Here is a 19,004-nt window from a genome sequence, read left to right as displayed (position 1 = left end):
CCGCCCGCAGCGGCGGGGACCGACCGAGGCGGGACGACGGGATGCCCTGTCGGTGGGCACCGCGACGTGCCCGTGCCAGCATGGGCCGGTGACCACCACCGCCGCGTCCGGCCCGGGGCTGGCCCGGCTCGCCGCCCTGCTCGCCGACGACACCCGGGCCCGCTTCTGTCTGGCCCTGCTGGACGGCCGGGCGTGGACGGCCGGAGAGTTGGCCCGGCTCGCCGGCGTGGCGCCGTCCACCGCCAGCGACCACCTCACCCGGCTGGTCCGGGGCGGGCTGCTGGTCGAGCAGCGACAGGGGCGGCACCGCTACGTCCGGCTCGCCGGCCCCTCGGTGGCCCAGTTGATCGAGGATCTGGCCGGCCACGCCCCGGCCCCACCCCCGACCGCCGACTCGTTGCGCGCCGTCCGGGCCGGTGCCGCCCTGGCGTACGCCCGCACCTGTTACGACCACCTGGCCGGCCGCCTCGGGGTGCTGCTGCGTGACGCGTTGCTCGCCCGCCGGCTGCTCGACGGCAGCGACGGGCTGGCCCTGACCCCGGCCGGGCGGGACTGGCTGGCCGGGCTCGGGGTTCTGGTCGCACCGCTGCGGGCCGCCCGCCGTCCCCTGGTCCGCGACTGCCTGGACTGGACCGAGCGCCGCCCGCACCTGGCCGGGGCGCTGGGCGCCGCACTGTGCGATCGCTTCTTCGCGGCGGGCTGGCTCACCAGGGGCGCCGGCCGGGCGGTCCGGTTGACCCCGGCCGGCGGCCCCGCGCTGGCCGCCGCCCTCGGCCTCGCCCCGGCGGACCTCGCGCCGGAGGCGACCCGCGACACCGGCGGCGGCCGCGCCTGAGCGGAGAACCGTCCCACGACGACGGTTCGGCCGGTACCGAACCGACCCGGCCGTACGGTCGCGGCGTGATCGTCGATGAGCTCGTCATCCCACCCGCACCCGGCACACCGTCCTGCGGCCCGCCCGTCCTCGACCCCGACACCGGCTGGACGGTGACCCGGTACGCCGACGTGTGGGCCGTGCTCACCGATCCGGCCTGCCAGGTTCCCGTCGCCGGGGACGGGCCACCGGGCACCCTGGCCTGGCTGCGCGGTGCCGTCAGCCGGTTCAGCACGCCGGAGCGGCACCCCGCGCGCCGGGCGGTCGGCGTGGCCGCCCTGGCCGCTGTGGACCCCGACGAGCTGCGCGTCGAAGCCGCGCGGCTGACCGGGGACACCCTCGACCGCGCCGGTGACCGCCTGGACGTGATGGCCGTGCTCGCGCGGCGCGTACCGCTGCGGGTGCTGGCGGCCCGGCTGGGGCTCGCCGATCCGGACGCGGTGGTGCCGGCGGTGACCGCGGTAGCCGCCGCCTACCACCCCGGCGCGGACGCCGCGTCGGTCGCCGCCGCCGACGCCGCGGTGGCGACGCTGCTGGCGATGGGGCTGCCGGGCCCGCCCGAGGCGGTGGCGAACCGGATCGGCCTGCTGGTCCAGGCGTGCGACGCCACGGCCGGGCTGGTCGGCGCCGCCGCCCGGCACGGGCTGGCGTTGCCGCCGACCGTGCCGACCACCGAACTGCTCGCCGAGGTGCTCCGGCTCGATCCGCCGGTGCGCGGCACCCGGCGGGTGACGGTCGCGCCGGTCCGGCTGTCCGGTGCCGATCTCCCGCCGGGCGACGAGGTCCTGCTGCGGTTCGACGCGGCCAACCGCGACCCGGCGGCACACGGTGACCCGGACCGCTTCGTGCCCGGCCGCCCCGGTGCGTCGCTGACCTTCGGCGCGGGTCCGCGCGGCTGCCCCGGGCAGCGGCACGCGCTCGCCCTGGCAGCCGGGGTGGTGGACGTGCTGCGCCGCCGGTGCCGCGTCGTCGCCGCACCCGCGACCCACGAGCCGCACGCGCTGCTGCGCGTCCCGACGACTGTCGAGGTGGTGTCCCGATGAACGAGCGCTGCGCCGCCTTCCGCGCCCTGCACCACGCCGGCCGGCCGCTGCTGCTGCCCAACGTCTGGGACCATGCCAGCGCCGCCGCGTTCGCCGCGCGCGGCTACCCGGCGGTCGGCACCACCAGCCTGGGCGTCGCCGCGTCCGCCGGCCTGCCGGACGGGGCGGCCGCGACCCGGGCGGAGAACGTGCGCCTGGCCCGGATGCTGTGTCACCTGCCGGTGCTGGTGACCGTCGACGTGGAGGCGGGGTGTGCCGACGACCCGGCGGCCGTCGCCGAGCTGGCGGTGGAGCTGGCCGCGCACGGGGTGGTCGGCATCAACCTTGAGGACGGCCGTGCTGACGGCACCCTCGATTCCGCCGAGCTGACGGCGGCGAAGGTGGCCGCCGTCAAGGCCGCCGCACCGCAGGTGTTCGTCAACGCCCGCACCGACACGTGGTGGCTCGGCCTGCCCGATCCGCTGCCGGAGACCCTGCGCCGGGCCCACGCCTACGAGGCGGCCGGGGCCGACGGGATCTTCGTACCGGGAACGCCGGACGCCGACACGGTCGCGGCGCTGGTCGCGGAGATCGGCGCGCCGCTCAACGTGCTGTACCGGCCGGGCGGCCCCACCCTCGACGAGCTGCGCGCGCTCGGCGTGGCCCGGGTCAGCACGGGCTCGCTGCTGTTCCGGGCCGCGTTCGGGGCCGCCCTGGACACCCTGGACGCGGTCCGCTCCGGTGCCACCCTGCCCACCCGACCGCCCTCGTACGACGAGGTGCAGCGGTTGAGCGCTCCGTCCCGACCGTGACCGTTCGTGCTCGGCGGGGACCGTCGGCCGCCCGGTAGGAGTAAATAGGAGGATTGTTCGGGCTCATCCCGTCACGTCTGATTACGGTGTGCACAGGGCAATGCAAACCGTGACGTCGTGACGGGAGAGAGGACCCGACCATGCGAGTGCCCAGCCGAAGCCCGCGACAGCAGCCTGGTTCCTCCGCCACGTCCGCCGCCCCGACCCGGCGGCGCGCGTTCGCCACGCCGTCGAGGCCCGCCGCGCCGGACCTCGACGCCTACCGCGCGGCCGTGGCAGAGCTGCTGGTGGAGGTCGGCGCCCTCGCCGGGGCGTCCTGCGCCACCGCCCGGCAGGTGCTGATCGACGAACGGCTGCGCGAGCCCGCGATCGCCGCCGTGCTCGACGCCACCCCGCAGGGCCTCGTCGGCGCCCGCGAGACGCTGTTGCTGGAGATGGCCCGCTACCAGCCGAACGCGCGCAGCTCTGCCGCCGACCTCACCGCACTGGTCCGGATCTACCTGCTCTCCCGCGTCGACGTGATGTGGTGGCCCGACAGCCCCACCTTCCGCACCGACGCCCAGGTCGACGCCAGTCCCGAGCTGGTCGACCTGGAGTGGCTGCGCCGGCGGGACCTGCTGCGCTTCCGCTACACCGAGCAGCCGCGGACGCTGCTCGGGCGCGGCATGCGGGCGGCCCGGCGCCGGTTGTGGCCCGACGCCACCCCGCGTACCGCCGGGCTGCGGTTCCGGCGCGCCCGCCGGGAGGTGGTGGCACTGCTCAACGACGTCGCCCGGGAACTCGCCGCCAGCAGCCCGCCCGCCACTCCGCCCCTGTGGGTGACCAGCCTGGTCCGCAGCGTGGAGCACCAGCACCGGCTGCGCCGACTCGGGTACGCCGCCATGGTGCCCAGCGGCCACTGCCTCGGCTGGGCGGTCGACGTCGAGATGGCATGGTTCGCCCGGTTCGGCGTCCGGGACACCCTGGCCGAGCTGCTGCTGGCCCGGCAGCGCGCCGGCGAGGTCAACGTGGTCGACGAGGGGCAGGCGTGGCACCTGTGCCTCGCGCCGTCGGCGCGACGTCGGCTGCGCCGGGCGTACGAAGCCGAGATGGGGGTCTGAGACCGATGTGCGGCATCGCGTTGAGCCTCGGCCCCGAGGCCGATCCGACGATCTTCCGGCGGATGCTCGCCACCCTCGACCCGCGCGGCGAGGTCACCGAGACCCGCTACGAGAACGGCCTGCTCACCGGCACCCGCCGGCTGCCGATCGTGGACCGGGACCGGGCCGGGCAGCCGTGGGCCTCCGCCGACGAACGATGGCTGCTCTGCTACAACGGCGAGGTCTTCAACCACCACGAGCTGCGCGCCGAGCTGATCCGGCTCGGACACCACTTCCGCAGCGCCAGCGACACCGAGGTGGTGCTCGCCGCCTTCCTGCGGTGGGGCGAGGACATGGTGACCCGGCTGCGCGGCGAGTACGCCTTCGCCGTCGTGGAGCGGGCCACCGGCCGGGCCTACCTGGTCCGGGACCCGCTCGGCGTCAAGCCGCTGTACTGGACCCGCACGCCCGGCTGCCTGCACGTCGCCAGTGAGGTCAAGGCCCTGGTCGGGCACCGCACCCCGATCGTCGAGGTGCCGCCCGGGCACCACGGGTGGGCCGAGCCCGACGGCCCGGTCCGGCTGCGCGCGTACGTCGACCTGCTCACCCTCGGCGACGGGCTGCCGGTGGTGGGCGACCCGGACGAGGCCGCCCTGCTCGTCCGTGCCGCCCTCACCGACAGCATCCGGATGCGGGTGGACACCGACCTCACCGTGGGGGTGGTGCTCTCCGGCGGGCTGGACAGTTCGCTGGCCCTGCTGCACGTGCGCGAGATGCACCCCGACTGCGTGGCGGTCACGGTCGGGGTGCCCGACAGCCCCGACGTGGCGTACGCGCGCCGGCTGGCGAAGGACCTGGGGGTGCCCCACGAGGTGGTCGAGCTGCGCCCCCGGGACATCCGCCTGGCCGACATCCGGGAGGCCATCCGGATGTCCGAGCTGACCGAGTACGGCGACATCATCAACGCCGTGGTCACCGTGCCGCTGTTCCGTCGGCTGCGCGAGCTGGGCGTGAAGGTGGTGCTCACCGGGGACGGCTCGGACGAACTCTTCGGCGGCTACCCGATGTACCACGAGGTGGGCCCCGAGGCGTCCCGCCGGCTCTTCCTGCACAAGATCCGCAACCTCTGCCGTACGGAGTTGCAGCGCGTCGACCGGGCCAGCATGGGGCACGGTGTGGAGGCCCGCGTGCCCTTTCTCGACCTGAGCCTGGTCGAGCTGGCGATGCGGCTGCCGATCGGGCTGAAGATGCGCGAGGGGCAGGAGAAGTGGATCGTCCGACGGGCCTTCGCCGACCTGCTGCCCGACTACGTCCGGCGCCGGCCGAAGAACCCGATGTCGTACTCCTCGGGGCTGCACGAGCGGGCCCGGCTCTACAAGCCGCTCTTCGCGCGGCTGCACCGCTCGTTCGGCTACCACCTGCTCGAACCGGTGCGCCGCGACTTCGACTCCGTGCTGACCCGGTGCGGCAACGACCTGGACCGGGCCATCGCCGACGGCCGCGCGCGGCCGGACTACACGGTGCTGGAGCACGCCCGCGACCTGGTGGGCGCGGCGAAGTGGAACGCCGCCCCGATGGTGCGCCGGCTGGTCGGACCGCGCCGTACCCGGGGCGACGAGGCGCCGCTGCCGGGTTGACGGGACACTGCCCGCGCCGGGCCGGCACTCCTCGCGCCCGGCGAAGGATCAACCGACGCGGCGGCGGGTAGTGCTCCGGCATGGCGGGACTGGACGTGATGGTGGTGGGGCAGGTGGCCCGGGACCTCGTGCTGCTGGTGGACGAGGTCCCGGAGGCCGGTGGCACCGCCCCGGTACGGCGGCGGCGCGAACTGCTCGGCGGCAAGGGGGCCAACCAGGCCGTCGGGCTGGCGCAGCTCGGCGCCGCCGTCGGCCTGCTCGGGGGCCGCCCGGCGTTGACCCCCGAGGTGATCCGCGCGCAGCTCGACCGGATCCCGGCCGGCTGACCGGCACCGCACCGCCAGCCCGCCCCGTGCCGGCGCGGACGCCGGGCTCGTCCACACAGGAGTGTTTTCCGTCGCCGGGGCACGGGTATCCCGCAAACCTGACCGAGAGGCGGGTGACCGACATGAAGCGTAACCAGTACCACGTCGTGCCGAACGACGGCGGCTGGAAGGTCGAGCAGGGCAACCAGGTCGTCGGCACGTTCGACACCAAGCAGCTCGCCGTCGAGGCCGGGCGCCGGGCGGCGCACGGCAACGAGCCGAGCCAGCTCGTCGTGCACACCTCCGACGGGAAGATCGAGACGGAGTACACCTACCAGAACGATCCGTACCCGCCGGCCGGCTGACCGCCGCGCCGCTCATCGACGCGGCCGGCAACCGCCGCCGCGTCCGAGTCGGACACGAACGGGCCCGACCCCCGTGCGGGGGTCGGGCCCGTCGGCGGTGACTACCAGCCCAGGTAGCTGGGCTGGGTCTGCACGTTCAGCTCGCGGTACCGGACGAGGTTCGCCGTCCAGGTCCGCCAGTCGGTCAGCTTCAGGACGTCGAGGCCCTTGACCATGTCGTTGGAGTAGATGTAGCCGTTGTAGTAGTACGCGGACCAGGTGCCACCGCCGACGAGTCGGTCGGCCGAGAGCGGGCCCCGCTCCCAGAACGCGATCTCCTTCGGGTTGGCCGAGTCGGTGAAGTCCCAGACGGAGATGCCGCCCTGGTACCACGCCTGGACCATGATGTCGCGCCCGAGCACCGGGATCAGCGAGCCGTTGTGCGCCACGCAGTTCTCGGTGTCGGCGTTCATCCGGGGGATCTTGTAGTAGCTGCGGAAGACCATCGTCCGGGCGTTGCCGCGACCGGTGATGTCGTAGATGGCGTCGGCGCCCCGGTCGGGTCCGATCGCCTCGTTGCAGGTGGCCGCCCCGCCGCCGCCCAGCTCGTCGGTGAAGACCACCTTGGTGCCGGCGTTGTTGAACGTGGCCGAGTGCCAGAACGCGAAGTTGACGGTGTCCCGGACCCGGTTGATCAGCCGGGGGGCCTCCCGGTTCGAGATGTCCATCAGGATGCCGTCACCCATGCACGCGCCGGCGGCGAGGTTCTTCTCCGGGTAGGCGGTGATGTCGTGGCAACCGGTGGTCGCCGAACCGCCGGGACGCCCCTCGTAGCCGCCGTCCGGGAAGAGGTTCGGGGTGGCCACCACCGCAGCGTCCGTGGGCGAGGCGACCGGAACCTTCACGATGGAGATGGAGTCGTGCGGGGGCTGGCAGTCGGGGAACTCGGCGCGCGGGCTGTACGAGGAGACGTACAGGTAGACGGTCCTGCGGTCCTTGCCCGGCACGAGGGTGTGGGTGTGCGATCCGCAGGCCGTCTCCACCGACTTGATGTAGCGGGGGCTGGCCTTGTCGCTGATGTCGAAGACCTTGATGCCCTCCCAGGACGCCTTCTCCGTCGCGGGCGCGCTGGTGCTGTTGCAGGAGTCGTCGCTGCGCGAGGAGTCGGTGGAGAGGAACAGCAGGTCACCGTGGACGGAGATGTCGTTCTGCGACCCGGGGCAGTAGACCTGCGCCACCACCGTCGGCGCGGTCGGCCGGGAGATGTCGTAGATGACGAAGCCGTTGTAGTTGCCGGCGAAGGCGTATCGGCCCTGGAAGGCGAGGTCGCTGTTCGTGGCGTCCAACGGCGCCTGCTTCGGCAGGTTGGCGACCTGCTGGAGGTTGGGGCTGCTGACGATCTCGTCGACGCCGGGGATGGTGTTGGTGGTGCCCGACGGGGCGGACGGCGTCGCTGCGCCGGCACTTCCTGGTGCGGCGGTGGCGACGCTGGCGAGGAGTAGGCCGGCCGCGGCCAGGCTCACGGTGGTGAGCCGCCTGGCCCGCAGGGTGCGGAAACTGATCATCGGCGATGCCCTTCACAGGGGGATGGCGATTGTGGACACCTTACCGGCCGAAGAGTTCCATCGATGTGTCCTGAATCACATTAAAGCCCACCCGTCGATGTATAGCATCGCCATGACCTCTACCGGAGGAAGTGGTTTCATGACCAACCGCCGCGCGCGAGTCCTCGCCGTCGTCATATCCGCGTGTCTGCTGGCGGTGGTGGTGGTCGCCCTGTTCCGCTCCGCCGACGAGCCGACCGTGACGCCGGCGGGACAGGCCGCCCCGACGTCCGCCCCGGCCGAGCCGAGCCGGCCCCCGGTGATCGTTCCCGGCCGTCCCGGCGAGACCGCCGCGATCCGGCCCGCCGAGGAACTGCGCGACGCGACCACGTCCCGGCACAACTCGATGGACGTCTGGTTCGTCAGGATGATGATCCCACACCACGCCCAGGCGCTGGAGATGGCGGAACTGGCCGGCGACCGCGCCGGCGACCCTGCCCTGCGCGCCCTCGCCGAACGGATCCGGGCCAGCCAGGGGCCGGAGATCGGCATGATGCGGGGCTGGTTGCAGGCGCGCGGGCTCTCCACCGAGGTGACCGGGCACGACCACGGCACCATGCGGGGCATGCAGACGCCCGAGGCCATCCGGCAACTCGCGGCGGCGCGGGGCGCCGAGTTCGACCGGCTCTTCGTACGGATGATGACGGAGCACCACCAGGGCGCGGTCCAGATGGCCACGGACCTGCTCAAGGTCGGCGCCGACCTCACCCTCTCGGAGTTCGCCAACTCCGTCGCCACCGAGCAGACCGTCGAGATCGACCGGATGCGGGAGCTGCTGGGCTGACCCGGGCGGCCCGACCCGGCGCGGTGACATCCGCCGGCCGGTCCCGCCGGGCGGCGGGACCGGCCAGCGGTGCCGGGCCTACAGGCGCTCCACCACGGGGCCGGCGCAGCGGTTGCGGGTGTCGAAGACGTACCGGGCGTGCCGGGTCACCAGGTCGTAGTCGAAGTCGTCGTGGTCGGTGACCACCACGACCGCGTCCGCCGCCGCGACCTCCCGTTCGGTCAGGTCCACCACGAGCACGCCGTCGGGGATCTGGTGCGCCTCCGCGTAGGGCTCCACCGCCCGGACGTCAGCGCCGAGGGCCCGCAGGCGGCGGGCGACGTCGACGGCGGGGGAGTCCCGCATGTCGCCGGTGTTCTTCTTGTACGCCAGCCCGAGCAGCAGCAGTCGGGCCCCGCTGACGGTACGGCCGGTCCGGTTCAACCCGTTCATGATCCGTTGGGCCACGTGCTCGGGCATCTCGTGGTTGATGTCGTTGGCCAGTTCGATGAACCGGAACTGCCGCCCGAGGCGCCGCTTGACCTGCCAGGACAGGTAGCACGGGTCGATCGGCAGGCAGTGCCCGCCGACCCCCGGGCCGGGTCGGAACGGCATGAAGCCGAACGGCTTGGTCTCCGCCGCCTCGATCGCCTGCCAGACGTCGATGTCGAGGTGGTGGGAGAGCATCGTCAGCTCGTTGATCAGCGCGATGTTCACCTGGCGGAACGTGTTCTCGATGAGTTTGGTCAGCTCCGCCACCCGGGTGGAGTCCACCGGCACGGTCCGCTCCACCAGTCGGCGGTAGAACCCGTCCACCCGGGCGAGCGCGGCCTCGTCGATCCCGGAGACCACCTTCGGGGTGTTCTCCAGCCGCCAGGTCCGGTTGCCCGGGTCGATCCGCTCGGGGCTGTAGCCGAGGTGGAACTCGCCCGGGCTGTGCAGGCCGCTGGCCGACTCCAGCAGCGGACGCAGCAGCTCCTCGGTGGTGCCGGGGTAGGTGGTGGACTCCAGGATCACCGTGCAGCCCGGCCGCACGTACGGGCCGATGCCGATGCCGGCCTGCTCCACGAAGCTGAGGTCGGGGGTGCCGTCGCGCAGCGGCGTGGGCACCGTGATCACGCAGATGTCGAAGCCCTCCGCGTCGGTGTACGCCGTGCTCGGCCGGTACCGGCCGCTGCCCAGCGCCCGGCCGAGCCGGTCGGCGGGGATGTCCTCGACGAACGACTCGCCCGACGCGAGCCGCTTGACCCGGTCGGAGTCGACGTCGAGGCCGACCACGTCCAGGCCGGCCTCGACGGCTCGCATCGCGAGCGGCAGTCCGACGTACCCCTGGCCGATCACGACCAACTTCTCAACGCTCACCCGGGCTCCCGAGGCAGACGGCGGAAAGAACCTGTTCGGGAGCCTAGAGCGATCTGTGTGCTTGTACGTCCGGTTTGGGGAATATCGGTGCCGGTGAGACGAGCGCAGCGTCAGCGCGGGGGTCACGTCGCGCGGCCCGCCGGGGCGCGTGGACCCCGGGTGGGTGTCGAACGGCCGGGCCCGTGTCCGCCGCGCCCTGGCAGGTGGACCGCCGCCCGGGCGGGGTCAGCCCGCCGGCGGGTTGGCCGGCTCGCCCGGGGTGCTCTGCGTCTCGGTCGGCTCCGCCACCGGCGGCGTGCTCTGCGTGGGGACGACGCTGGGCGACGGGCCCGGCGGGTCGGCCGTGCCGGAGGGGTCCGGGGAGGCCGGTGCCCCGGATCCGCTGGGCTGGGGAGAGGCCGGGACCGCGGTCGCCGACGGCGAAGGGCTGGAGGTGGCGCCGGTGGGCCGGAACGGGCGGCCGGGGCTGACGGGCTCGGTCTCCTGCTCCGTCGGCGCCTGCTCGTCGTCGCTAGGCTCCGTGGCCGGGGTGGTCGCCTGCGGAACCTTGACCGCCGGTGCGTCGGCCTCGCCGGACGCGCCGAGCGCCGCGCCCAGCCCCGCCAGCGCCACCAGCACCGCCGTCGCCGCGCCGACGAGGGTGCCGCGCCGGCGACGCCGGCTGGCGGTCGCGGCGACCTGCGTGTCGGTGCGGGTGCCCGGGGCGATGCCGCCCGCCGACGCGGCGGCGGGCACCATGGCGGTCGGCGCGGAGGGGTCGGAGACGGCCGCGCGGGCGGCCTCCGCCATCGCCGCCGCGCTGCTGAAGCGCTCCGCCGGGTCCTTGGCCAGGGCGCGGGAGACCAGCGCGCGGACCGCCTCCGGAACGTGGTGCGGCAGCTCCGGCGGCTCGTCGTCGAGGTGGCGTACGGCGACCTGCAACGGGTTGTCGCCGGTGAACGGCGGGCTGCCGCTGAGGCAGCAGTAGGCCACGGCGCCGAGGGCGTAGATGTCGGTCGCACCCGACACCGGCCGGCCGGCCGCCTGCTCGGGCGCCATGTAGAGCGCGGTGCCGGGCACCGCGTTCGTGCTGGTGATGCTGGTGACGTTGGTCGACCGGGCGACGCCGAAGTCGACCAGCACGACGCTGCCGTCCTCCTGCACCAGCAGGTTGCTCGGCTTGACGTCGCGGTGCACGATGCCGCCGAGGTGCGCGGCGTGCAGCGCCTGGGCGACCTGCGCCACGATCGCCATCGTCTCGGCCACGTCGAGGTGCCCGGCGGCCTCGATCCGCTTCGACAGCGGCTGGCCGGTCACGAACTCCATGACCAGGTAGTCGGCCCGGCTGCCGTCGGGCAGGTCGTCCTCGCCGCAGTCGAAGACCTGGACGATGCCCGGGTGGCGCAGGGCCGCCATGATCCGGGCCTCGGCGCGGAAACGGGCGATGAAGTCGGGGTCGGAGACCAGCGCCGGCAGCAGGACCTTGACCGCGACCTGTCGGCCGAGGACGAGGTCCTTGCCCCGCCAGACGTCGCCCATGCCGCCCGTGGCGACACGCTCGTCCAGGCGGTAGCGACCGCTGAGTACGACCTCCGATGACAACACAGCACCACCGTACCCAGACCGGCCGGGATCGGCGCGCCGCCGGTCGCCCCGCCCGGGCCGCACGGGCCACGGAACGGGGGCGGCGGAACCCCTTCGGCCTCGGATACGCTGTGACCACCCGCAGACCGTGGGTGACGGCATTTGTCCCCTCTCGGTCCCACGCTGGTCGAACGCGGGGCTGCCGGAAGCCGGCCCGCGAGCGCAGCGTCCCGCGGCCCTGATCCGTTACGACGACAGGCCGCCCGAACGGCTAGATAATTTTCACTCTTTTGCCGGTCGGCCAGACTTGCCCGATCGACCCGGCGCTCCTAGCGTTAGCCCGGCTCGGGCCCGCCCCACCGCGTCGCCGCGGCACCTGCGCCACAGGCAGTGCCGGCTGGACAGGAGTTCGGACGTGTCGTCCGGGCGGCCGGGCCCGGGTGTGATCAGGTCAGCGGGGGGCTGAGGGTGCGGGATCAGGTCCGGTTGCCGGACCGTGCTTGCCTTGCGCACGTCCATGTCGGCGTGCGCCGCCTGCGCGTGTCCACGGGACGGAGGCGGCGGCCCGATGGCGGGTGAGCTGAACGAGGCGGTCGTGGCGGCCCAGGCCGGCGACGAGGACGCCTTCCGCTTCCTCTACCGCAGCCTTCAGCCCGGTCTGCTCCGCTACCTCACCGCCCTGGTCGGCGCGGACGCCGAGGACGTCGCCTCGGAGACCTGGCTGCAGGTCTCCCGTGACCTGCCCACCTTCACCGGCGGCGAGTTCCGGGCCTGGACCGTCACCATCGCCCGCAACCGGGCCATGGACCACCTGCGCCGGCAGCGCCGTCGGCCCTCGCTGCCGGTGCCGGTGCAGGCGCTCGCCGAACTGGCCGGTGACGCGAACACCGCCGAGCGGGCCGGTGAGGCGATCGGCACCGAGGCGGCGCTCGCGCTGATCGCCACCCTGCCGCCCCGCGAGGCCGAGGCCGTGCTGCTGCGTGCGGTCGTGGGACTGGACGCCGAGACCGCCGGACGGGTGCTCGGCCGCCGGCCCGGCGCCGTACGCACCGCCGCCCACCGGGGGCTGCGCCGGCTCGCCGCCCTGCTGGAACGCCACGACCCGGCCCGGTCGCCGGCCACCCTCGAGGCCGTCGTGCCGCCCCGACCGCGGACCGGACGGCGGCAGGCGTCGCACGCCGAACCGGCGGACGGCTGACGTGAGGGGATACAGGATGTTCTTCCGCCGGACCGAGCGGCCGGTCGACCACGACCGGCTGCTCGACGCGGCGCGCGCGGACGGCCGGGCGCCGGACACCGCCGACCCCGAGCCGCTCGCCCGGCTGCTCGCCGCGGCCGCCGCCCCCACCCGCCCCGGTGAGCTGGCCGGGGAGGAGGCCGCCGTGGCCGCCTTCCGCGCGGCCCGCGCGGGCGGCGCCGCGGCACAGGCCCCGGCGCCACGCCGCCGCCGCTTCACCGCCGGCGCGGTCGCCTGGGGTGCGGGTATCGCGATCACCGCGACGGCGGGCGCCGCCTTCGCGGCCGTCACCCTGGACCGTGCCGACGATCCGGCCCCGCCGCCGCGCCCCGCCACCCCGGCGCCGGCCAGCACGGAGCCGGATCGGGACGGGCCGACGGCGGCCACCGGAGACGGCCACCCCACCCCGGCGCCGCCACCCGGCCCCACCGCCGCCCCCACCTCGCGCGCACCGGTCCCCGGCACCACCGCCGGCGACGCGGCGGAGACGCCACAGCCGCCCGCCGAACAACTGCGCGGCCTCTGCCGGGCGTACGTGGCGAAGAAGCCGGAGCAGCGGGAGAAGGCGCTGGACCACCCCTCGTTCGCCCGCCTCGTCACCGCTGCGGGGGGCCGGGAGCGGGTCGAGGACTTCTGCGGGGAGCTGGTGCCCGACGCGGCGGCGAAGCAGCCGCCGGAGAAGGCGACGTCCCCGACCCCGGTCCCGACCTCCGACGACTGACCCGTCGCGGTCGCCCCGGGCGGCCGATTCCGCCGGCCCGTACCGGTCGGGCCGGTCCGCCGCTTCCGCTGCACGTTCCGCCCGGAGGCACGAAAATCGTCTGCTAGACAGAAGTGGGTGGGTCGCCGCTGCCCTCGCCGATGACGGTGGGTGGCGTTACGGTGACACGGCTTGGAAGTCGGCCGGGGAAGGGAGACCGTCCTGTGGTGACGTCGCCGGAGCTCGACCGGACCACCGTCCTGCGGGAGTCCGCCGCCGCCGAGGGCCACCTCGCGCGCATCTGCTTCAAGACCGGTCCACCGACGCACACCGGCGTCGAACTCGAGTGGACCGTGCACGACGCCGCCGATCCCGCCCGCCCGGTCGACGGCGAGCGGCTACGGGCGGCCCTGGGGCGGCACAGCCCCCGCACCCTCGACTGCGCGAGCCCCGCCGAGCCGCTCGCGCACGGCGGCATCGTGACCGTCGAGCCCGGCGGGCAGGTGGAGATATCCACCCCGCCACGCTCCTCCGTCGCCACCCTCGTCCACGCCGCCGACGGCGACATCGCCGAGCTGAGCGGGCTGCTCGCCGCCGCCGGTCTGGTCCTCGGGCGCAGTGGCATCGACCCGCACCGGCCGCCCCGTCCGGTGGTCGAGGGCCCGCGCTACCGCGCCATGCGCCACGTCTTCGACCGACGTGGGCCGGCCGGCCGGACGATGATGTACAGCACCGCCGGTCTCCAGGTCTGCCTGGACGCCGGGGAGCCGGAACACCTGCCGGAGCGCTGGGCGGCGGCGCACGCGCTCGGGCCGCCCCTGCTGGCCGCGTTCGCCACGGCCGACCGGCACGCGGGGCGCAGCACCGGCTGGGCGTCCGCCCGGATGGCGGCCTGGTACGGCATCGAACCGGCCCGCACCCGGCCCGTCTGGACGCCGGACACCGACGTCGACCCGGTCACCGCCTGGACCAGCTACGTCCTCGCCGCCCCGCTGCTCTGCGTGCGCGACGACGGCCCCGACTGGACGCCGCCGCCGGGGATCACCTTCGCCGACTGGGTCGACGGGGCGCTGCCCCGGCCGCCCACCACCGACGACCTCGACTACCACGTGAGCACCCTCTTTCCGCCGGTGCGACCCCGGGGCTACCTGGAGCTGCGCTACCTCGACGCGCAACCCGGTCGGGGCTGGGTGCTCCCGCTCGCGATGCTGGCCGCCCTGCTCGCCGACCCCGGCACGGTCCGCGCGGCCCGCGTCGTCGCCGGGCCGGTGGCGCACCGCTGGCACGCCGCCGCCCGCCACGGTCTGCGCGATCCGGCGCTGGCCGCCGCGGCGGCCGACCTGTTCGACCTGGCCCTCGCGGCCCTGCCCCGGCTCGACCTGCCGGCGGCCCTGCACGACGACATCGACCGAGGCCTACGACGACGGCGGCACGCCGCGGGAAGGAGCCACCGGTGACCGGAGCGACCATCCACCGGGCGGGCGCGGAGCAGCTGCGCAGCCGGATCGCGGCGGAGCTGGAGCGCACCCGCGCCCGCACCGCCCTGCTCACCGAGACGGTCGACGAGGACGACCTGATGCGGCAGCACTCTCCGCTGATGTCCCCGCTGGTCTGGGACCTCGCCCACGTCGGCAACCAGGAGGAACTCTGGCTGGTCCGGGACGTGGGCGGGCGCGAACCCGTCCGGCGGGACATCGACGACCTGTACGACGCGTTCAAGCAGCCCCGCCGGGACCGCCCGGCGCTGCCACTGCTGCCCCCGCAGGAGGCCCGCGCCTACCTGCTCACCGTCCGGGACAAGGTGCTCGACCTGCTGGACCGGGTCGCGTTCACCGAGCGGCCGCTGGTCGCCGACGGTTTCGCCTTCGGGATGATCGTGCAGCACGAGCAGCAGCACGACGAGACGATGCTCGCCACCCACCAACTGCGCGCCGGCCCGGCGGTGCTGCACGCCCCGCCGCCGCCGGAGCCGAAGGTGCGGGTCGACGCCGAGGTGCTGGTGCCGGCCGGCGAGTTCACCATGGGCACCGACACCGACCCGTGGGCGCTGGACAACGAGCGCCCCGCCCACCGGATCCACCTGCCGGCGTACGTGATCGACGCCGCGCCGGTGACCAACGGGCGCTACCGCGAGTTCATCGCCGACGGCGGCTACGACGACCCGCGCTGGTGGAGCCCGGCCGGCTGGGCGCACCGCCAGGAGGCGCGGCTGGTCGCGCCGATGCACTGGCGGCGCGACGGCGACGGCTGGGCCTGCCGGCGGTTCGGGCGGTGGACGCCGGTACGCGACAACGAGCCGGTGGTGCACGTCTGCCAGTACGAGGCGCAGGCGTACGCGGCCTGGGCCGGCAAGCGGCTGCCGACCGAGGCGGAGTGGGAGAAGGCGGCCCGCTGGGACCCGGCCACCGGCCGCTCCCGCCGCTTCCCCTGGGGCGACGACGACCCCACCGCCGAGCACGCCAACCTGGGCCAGCGGCACCTGTGGCCCGCGCCGGTGGGCGCCTACCCGGCCGGCGCCTCGCCGCTGGGCGTGCACCAGCTCATCGGCGACGTGTGGGAGTGGACCTGCACCCCGTTTCGGGGGCACCCCGGCTTCACCGCGTTCCCCTACCGCGAATACTCGGAGGTCTTCTTCGGCGAGGAATACCTGGTGCTGCGCGGCGGTTCGTTCGGCACCGACCGGGCCGCCTGCCGGGGCACCTTCCGCAACTGGGACTACCCGATCCGGCGGCAGATCTTCAGCGGCTTCCGCTGCGCGCGCGACGCCCGGCCGGAGGAGGCGCAGCCGTGAGGGCGTCGCCACCGGGCCGCCGGCTCGCCTGCCTTGCGCGGGGCCGTCCCGCCGCCGGGCCATGTGGCACGGGTGCCGGGCACCCGGGCCGTCCCGCCGCCGGGCAGGGCGGTGCGGCCTGATGTGTCGCCACCTGGCCTACCTGGGACCGCCGGTGACCCTGCGGGAGCTGCTGTTCGACCCGCCGTACTCCCTCGTGCGGCAGTCCTGGGCGCCGCGCGACATGCGCGGCGGCGGGACGATCAACGCCGACGGCTTCGGCGTCGGCTGGTACCCGGGCGACGGCGAGCCGGTGCGCTACCGGCGGTCGCAGCCGATCTGGAGCGACCCGACCATCGCCCAGCTCGCGGCGGTCACGTCGGCCGGCGCGGTGCTGGCCGCCGTCCGTTCCGCCACCGTCGGCATGGCGGTGCTCGACGGGGCCGCCGCCCCGTTCGCCGAGGGACGTTGGCTGTTCAGCCACAACGGGGTGGTGCGGGGTTGGCCCGACTCGATGGTCGCGCTCGCCGCCACCCTGCCCGTACGCGATCTGCTCACCCTCGACGCGTCCACCGACTCGGCGTTGCTGTGGGCGTTGGTCCGCCACCGGCTGCGGGCCGGGGTGAAGCCGGCGCGCGCGATCGCCGAGACGGTGACGGCGGTGGCGGGGGCCGCACCCGGGTCCCGGCTCAACCTGCTGCTCACCGACGGGCGCAGCGTCGTGGCCAGCGTCGCCGGCCACGCGCTGTCGCTACGCGCGACGCCAGCGTCGGTGCTGCTGGCGTCCGAGCCGCACGACGACGACCCCGGCTGGCAGGCGGTGCCGGAGGGGCGGCTGGTGGAGGCCACCTCGACGGGGGTGCGCGTCCGCGCCCTCACCGAGGTCTGACCGCCGGCCCACAGGCACGTTCCATCCGACGACGAAGGGGATGACATGGGCGCGGAGCCGCTGGAGATCCACCTGGAGGAGCAGGACTTGGGCCGCAGCCTGCGGGAGGACGTCCGCACCGGCCTGACGGCCGAGGAGAAGTGGCTGCCGCCCAAGTGGTTCTACGACGCGCGGGGCAGCGAGCTGTTCGAGGAGATCACCCGGCTGGCCGAGTACTACCCGACCCGTGCCGAGCGCGCGGTGCTGGCCGAGCGGGCGGCCACGATCGCCGAGCTGACCGGCGCCAAGACGCTGATCGAGCTCGGTTCAGGTTCGTCGGAGAAGACCCGGCTGCTGCTGGACGCGTTCACCCGCCGGGGCGGGCTGGGCACGTTCGTGCCGCTGGACGTGTCGGTCAGCGCGCTGCGGCAGTCCACCGCCCAGATCGCGGCCGACTATCCTGGGCTGCGGGTACGCGGCATCGTGGGGGACTTCACCCGCCACCTGGACCGCCTGCCGACCGGGGGGCGCCGGCTGGTGCTCTTCCTCGGCGGCACGATCGGCAACCTCCTGCCGGCCGAGCGGGCGCGGTTCCTCGCCGCGATGCGGGACGCGCTGGAGCCGGGGGACTGGCTGCTGATCGGCACCGACCTGGTGAAGGATCCGGCCGTGGTCGTGCCGGCGTACGACGACGCGGCCGGGGTCACCGCCGAGTTCAACCGCAACGTGCTGCGGGTGGTCAACCGGGAGTTGGGCGCCGACTTCGACCCGGAGGGCTTCGCCCACGTGGCGCTCTGGGACCCGCGGCGGGAGTGGATCGAGATGCGGCTGCGGGCGCGGCGGCCGATGCGCGTACGGGTGCTCGACCTGACGGTCACCTTCGCCGAGGGGGAGGAACTGCGTACGGAGGTGTCGGCGAAGTTCCGGCCCGAGGGCATCGCCGCGGAACTGGGCGCGGCCCGCCTCGCCGCCCACGACTTCTGGACCGACCCGGACGGCCTGTTCGGCGTGACCCTGGCCCGCGCCGAGTGACCGCCCGGTGACCGGGTGCCGGTAGGCCGGGTGCCGGTGGGCCGGGTGCCGGTGGACGGCGACGCCGGTACGGGCGTCGAGCGCGTCGGTGCGGACCCCGGCGGGTGAGCAGCCTCACCCGCCGGGGCGGACCCCTGCGGCGGTCCGCTAGGCTGGGCGGCGCGAAGGGGAGTAGCCCCCAATGTCGTGGTCGACACACTGGTGCGTTCCGCATCCGGCCACGCGGCCTCGTGATCCGAGGCGGGCGAGACCTTCGACCCAGGCTGTAGCAGCCGGGTCGAGGGCGCCCCCGTACCTCCTCCCGGCATGATCCGGAAGGATGTCATGGAAGGTTTCCTCGTCGCGCTGGCGGTCAGTTTCGGCGTCATCTTCGTCGCGGAGCTGGGGGACAAGTCCCAGCTGATGGCCCTGACCTTCGCCACCCGCTTCAAGACCGTACCGGTCCTCATCGGGATCACCATCGCCACCGCCGTGGTGCACCTGGCCTCGGTGGCGATCGGCTACGGGCTCGGTGCCGCGCTGCCGACGGAGTGGATCTCGCTCGTCGCGGGCCTGGCGTTCCTCGGCTTCGGGGCGTGGACCCTGCGCGGTGACACCCTCACCGAGGAGGAGAAGCGCAAGGCCGAGAAGAACAGCAAGTCGGCCATCGTCGCGGTCTCGGTCGCGTTCTTCCTGGCCGAGCTGGGCGACAAGACCATGCTCGCCACGATCACCCTCGCCACCCAGTACGGCTGGTTCGGCACCTGGCTCGGCTCGACGATCGGCATGGTCGCGGCGGACGCGCTCGCCATCCTCGTCGGGCGGATGCTGGGCCGGCGACTGCCGGAGAAGACCATCAAGTACGGCGCCGCGGTGCTCTTCGCGATCTGCGGGCTCTGGCTGATCCTGGAGGCCGTCACGCAGCTCACCTGACGCCGACCGTCGCCGGGCCCGCCGCGCCGACCGCCGCCGGGCCCGCCGCGCCGACCGCCGCCGGGCCCGCCGCGCCGGCCGACTGCCGCCGCGCCGGCCGACTACCAGTCACGCTGGCCG

General features: G+C 74.6%; 18 protein-coding genes. 15 read left to right on the top strand and 3 right to left on the bottom strand.

All coding sequences use genetic code 11. From position 1 onward, the window contains the following. The first annotated feature begins 88 nt into the window (after positions 1 to 88). From ACGFIR_RS26500 to ACGFIR_RS26470, 7 genes are all read left to right on the top strand, one after another. The gene (locus ACGFIR_RS26500; RefSeq protein ID WP_393147811.1) at positions 89 to 835 is read left to right on the top strand and encodes an ArsR/SmtB family transcription factor; all 747 of its coding nucleotides are present in this window, start codon (positions 89 to 91) and stop codon (positions 833 to 835) included. 65 nt (positions 836 to 900) lie between these two features. Further along, positions 901 to 1,917, top strand: a complete 1,017-nt coding sequence (locus ACGFIR_RS26495; protein WP_393147809.1) for a cytochrome P450 — start codon at positions 901 to 903, stop codon at positions 1,915 to 1,917. After that, positions 1,914 to 2,708 carry an isocitrate lyase/phosphoenolpyruvate mutase family protein gene (locus ACGFIR_RS26490; protein WP_393147807.1) on the top strand — a complete coding sequence of 265 codons (795 nt, stop codon included), beginning with the start codon at positions 1,914 to 1,916 and terminating at the stop codon, positions 2,706 to 2,708. The genes ACGFIR_RS26495 and ACGFIR_RS26490 overlap by 4 nt, the downstream gene beginning before the upstream one ends. 140 nt (positions 2,709 to 2,848) lie before the next feature. Then, complete coding sequence (locus ACGFIR_RS26485) at positions 2,849 to 3,808, top strand: hypothetical protein (RefSeq protein WP_393007130.1); 960 nt, start codon at positions 2,849 to 2,851, stop codon at positions 3,806 to 3,808. Positions 3,809 to 3,813: 5 nt separating this feature from the next. Further along, positions 3,814 to 5,424, top strand: a complete 1,611-nt coding sequence (locus ACGFIR_RS26480) for an asparagine synthetase B family protein (RefSeq protein WP_393147805.1) — start codon at positions 3,814 to 3,816, stop codon at positions 5,422 to 5,424. An 80-nt stretch (positions 5,425 to 5,504) separates the two neighbouring features. Continuing rightward, entirely contained in the window at positions 5,505 to 5,750 is a 246-nt protein-coding gene (locus ACGFIR_RS26475; protein ID WP_393147803.1) for a PfkB family carbohydrate kinase, read from the top strand. Between the two features lie 122 nt (positions 5,751 to 5,872). Next, entirely contained in the window at positions 5,873 to 6,094 is a 222-nt protein-coding gene (locus ACGFIR_RS26470; protein WP_393007407.1) for a DUF2188 domain-containing protein, read from the top strand. Between the two features lie 101 nt (positions 6,095 to 6,195). Here ACGFIR_RS26470 and ACGFIR_RS26465 read toward each other — a convergent pair whose 3' ends face one another. Beyond that, complete coding sequence (locus tag ACGFIR_RS26465) at positions 6,196 to 7,638, bottom strand: LVIVD repeat-containing protein (protein ID WP_393007136.1); 1,443 nt, start codon at positions 7,636 to 7,638, stop codon at positions 6,196 to 6,198. A 139-nt stretch (positions 7,639 to 7,777) separates the two neighbouring features. Here ACGFIR_RS26465 and ACGFIR_RS26460 point away from each other — a divergent pair, with 139 nt between their 5' ends. Further along, positions 7,778 to 8,461 (top strand): DUF305 domain-containing protein, encoded by a 684-nt coding sequence (locus ACGFIR_RS26460; protein WP_393147801.1) that lies wholly within the window; start codon positions 7,778 to 7,780, stop codon positions 8,459 to 8,461. A gap of 78 nt (positions 8,462 to 8,539) precedes the next feature. On the opposite strand, the gene ACGFIR_RS26455 is transcribed toward ACGFIR_RS26460, so the two are convergent. Next, positions 8,540 to 9,802, bottom strand: a complete 1,263-nt coding sequence (locus ACGFIR_RS26455) for a nucleotide sugar dehydrogenase (RefSeq protein WP_393147799.1) — start codon at positions 9,800 to 9,802, stop codon at positions 8,540 to 8,542. Positions 9,803 to 10,027: 225 nt separating this feature from the next. Next, positions 10,028 to 11,386 carry a protein kinase gene (locus tag ACGFIR_RS26450; RefSeq protein WP_393007142.1) on the bottom strand — a complete coding sequence of 453 codons (1,359 nt, stop codon included), beginning with the start codon at positions 11,384 to 11,386 and terminating at the stop codon, positions 10,028 to 10,030. Positions 11,387 to 11,933: 547 nt separating this feature from the next. On the opposite strand from ACGFIR_RS26450, the gene ACGFIR_RS26445 reads away from it, so the two are divergent. The 7 genes from ACGFIR_RS26445 to ACGFIR_RS26415 all read left to right on the top strand — a co-directional run bounded on the left by ACGFIR_RS26445 (position 11,934) and on the right by ACGFIR_RS26415 (position 18,884). After that, positions 11,934 to 12,563, top strand: a complete 630-nt coding sequence (locus tag ACGFIR_RS26445) for an RNA polymerase sigma factor (RefSeq protein ID WP_393007144.1) — start codon at positions 11,934 to 11,936, stop codon at positions 12,561 to 12,563. Between the two features lie 16 nt (positions 12,564 to 12,579). Further along, complete coding sequence (locus ACGFIR_RS26440) at positions 12,580 to 13,323, top strand: hypothetical protein (RefSeq protein ID WP_393147797.1); 744 nt, start codon at positions 12,580 to 12,582, stop codon at positions 13,321 to 13,323. A gap of 203 nt (positions 13,324 to 13,526) precedes the next feature. Continuing rightward, positions 13,527 to 14,759 (top strand): ergothioneine biosynthesis glutamate--cysteine ligase EgtA, encoded by a 1,233-nt coding sequence (gene egtA / locus ACGFIR_RS26435; protein ID WP_393147795.1) that lies wholly within the window; start codon positions 13,527 to 13,529, stop codon positions 14,757 to 14,759. A gap of 11 nt (positions 14,760 to 14,770) precedes the next feature. Next, a complete protein-coding gene (gene egtB, locus ACGFIR_RS26430) occupies positions 14,771 to 16,093 on the top strand; it encodes an ergothioneine biosynthesis protein EgtB (protein WP_393148016.1) in 1,323 nt (440 codons plus the stop codon). Positions 16,094 to 16,214: 121 nt separating this feature from the next. Beyond that, positions 16,215 to 16,961 (top strand): ergothioneine biosynthesis protein EgtC, encoded by a 747-nt coding sequence (gene egtC / locus ACGFIR_RS26425; RefSeq protein ID WP_393147793.1) that lies wholly within the window; start codon positions 16,215 to 16,217, stop codon positions 16,959 to 16,961. Positions 16,962 to 17,006: 45 nt separating this feature from the next. Then, on the top strand, positions 17,007 to 17,972 hold the full coding sequence (gene egtD / locus ACGFIR_RS26420; RefSeq protein ID WP_393147790.1) for an L-histidine N(alpha)-methyltransferase: 966 nt from the start codon (positions 17,007 to 17,009) through the stop codon (positions 17,970 to 17,972). A 324-nt stretch (positions 17,973 to 18,296) separates the two neighbouring features. After that, on the top strand, positions 18,297 to 18,884 hold the full coding sequence (locus ACGFIR_RS26415; RefSeq protein ID WP_393007411.1) for a TMEM165/GDT1 family protein: 588 nt from the start codon (positions 18,297 to 18,299) through the stop codon (positions 18,882 to 18,884). Positions 18,885 to 19,004 lie beyond the last annotated feature (120 nt).

This window comes from Micromonospora sp. NPDC049051 (genome assembly GCF_043197575.1).
Taxonomy (GTDB): Bacteria; Actinomycetota; Actinomycetes; order Mycobacteriales; family Micromonosporaceae; genus Micromonospora.
This window is presented reverse-complemented; position numbering and strand designations above follow the sequence as displayed.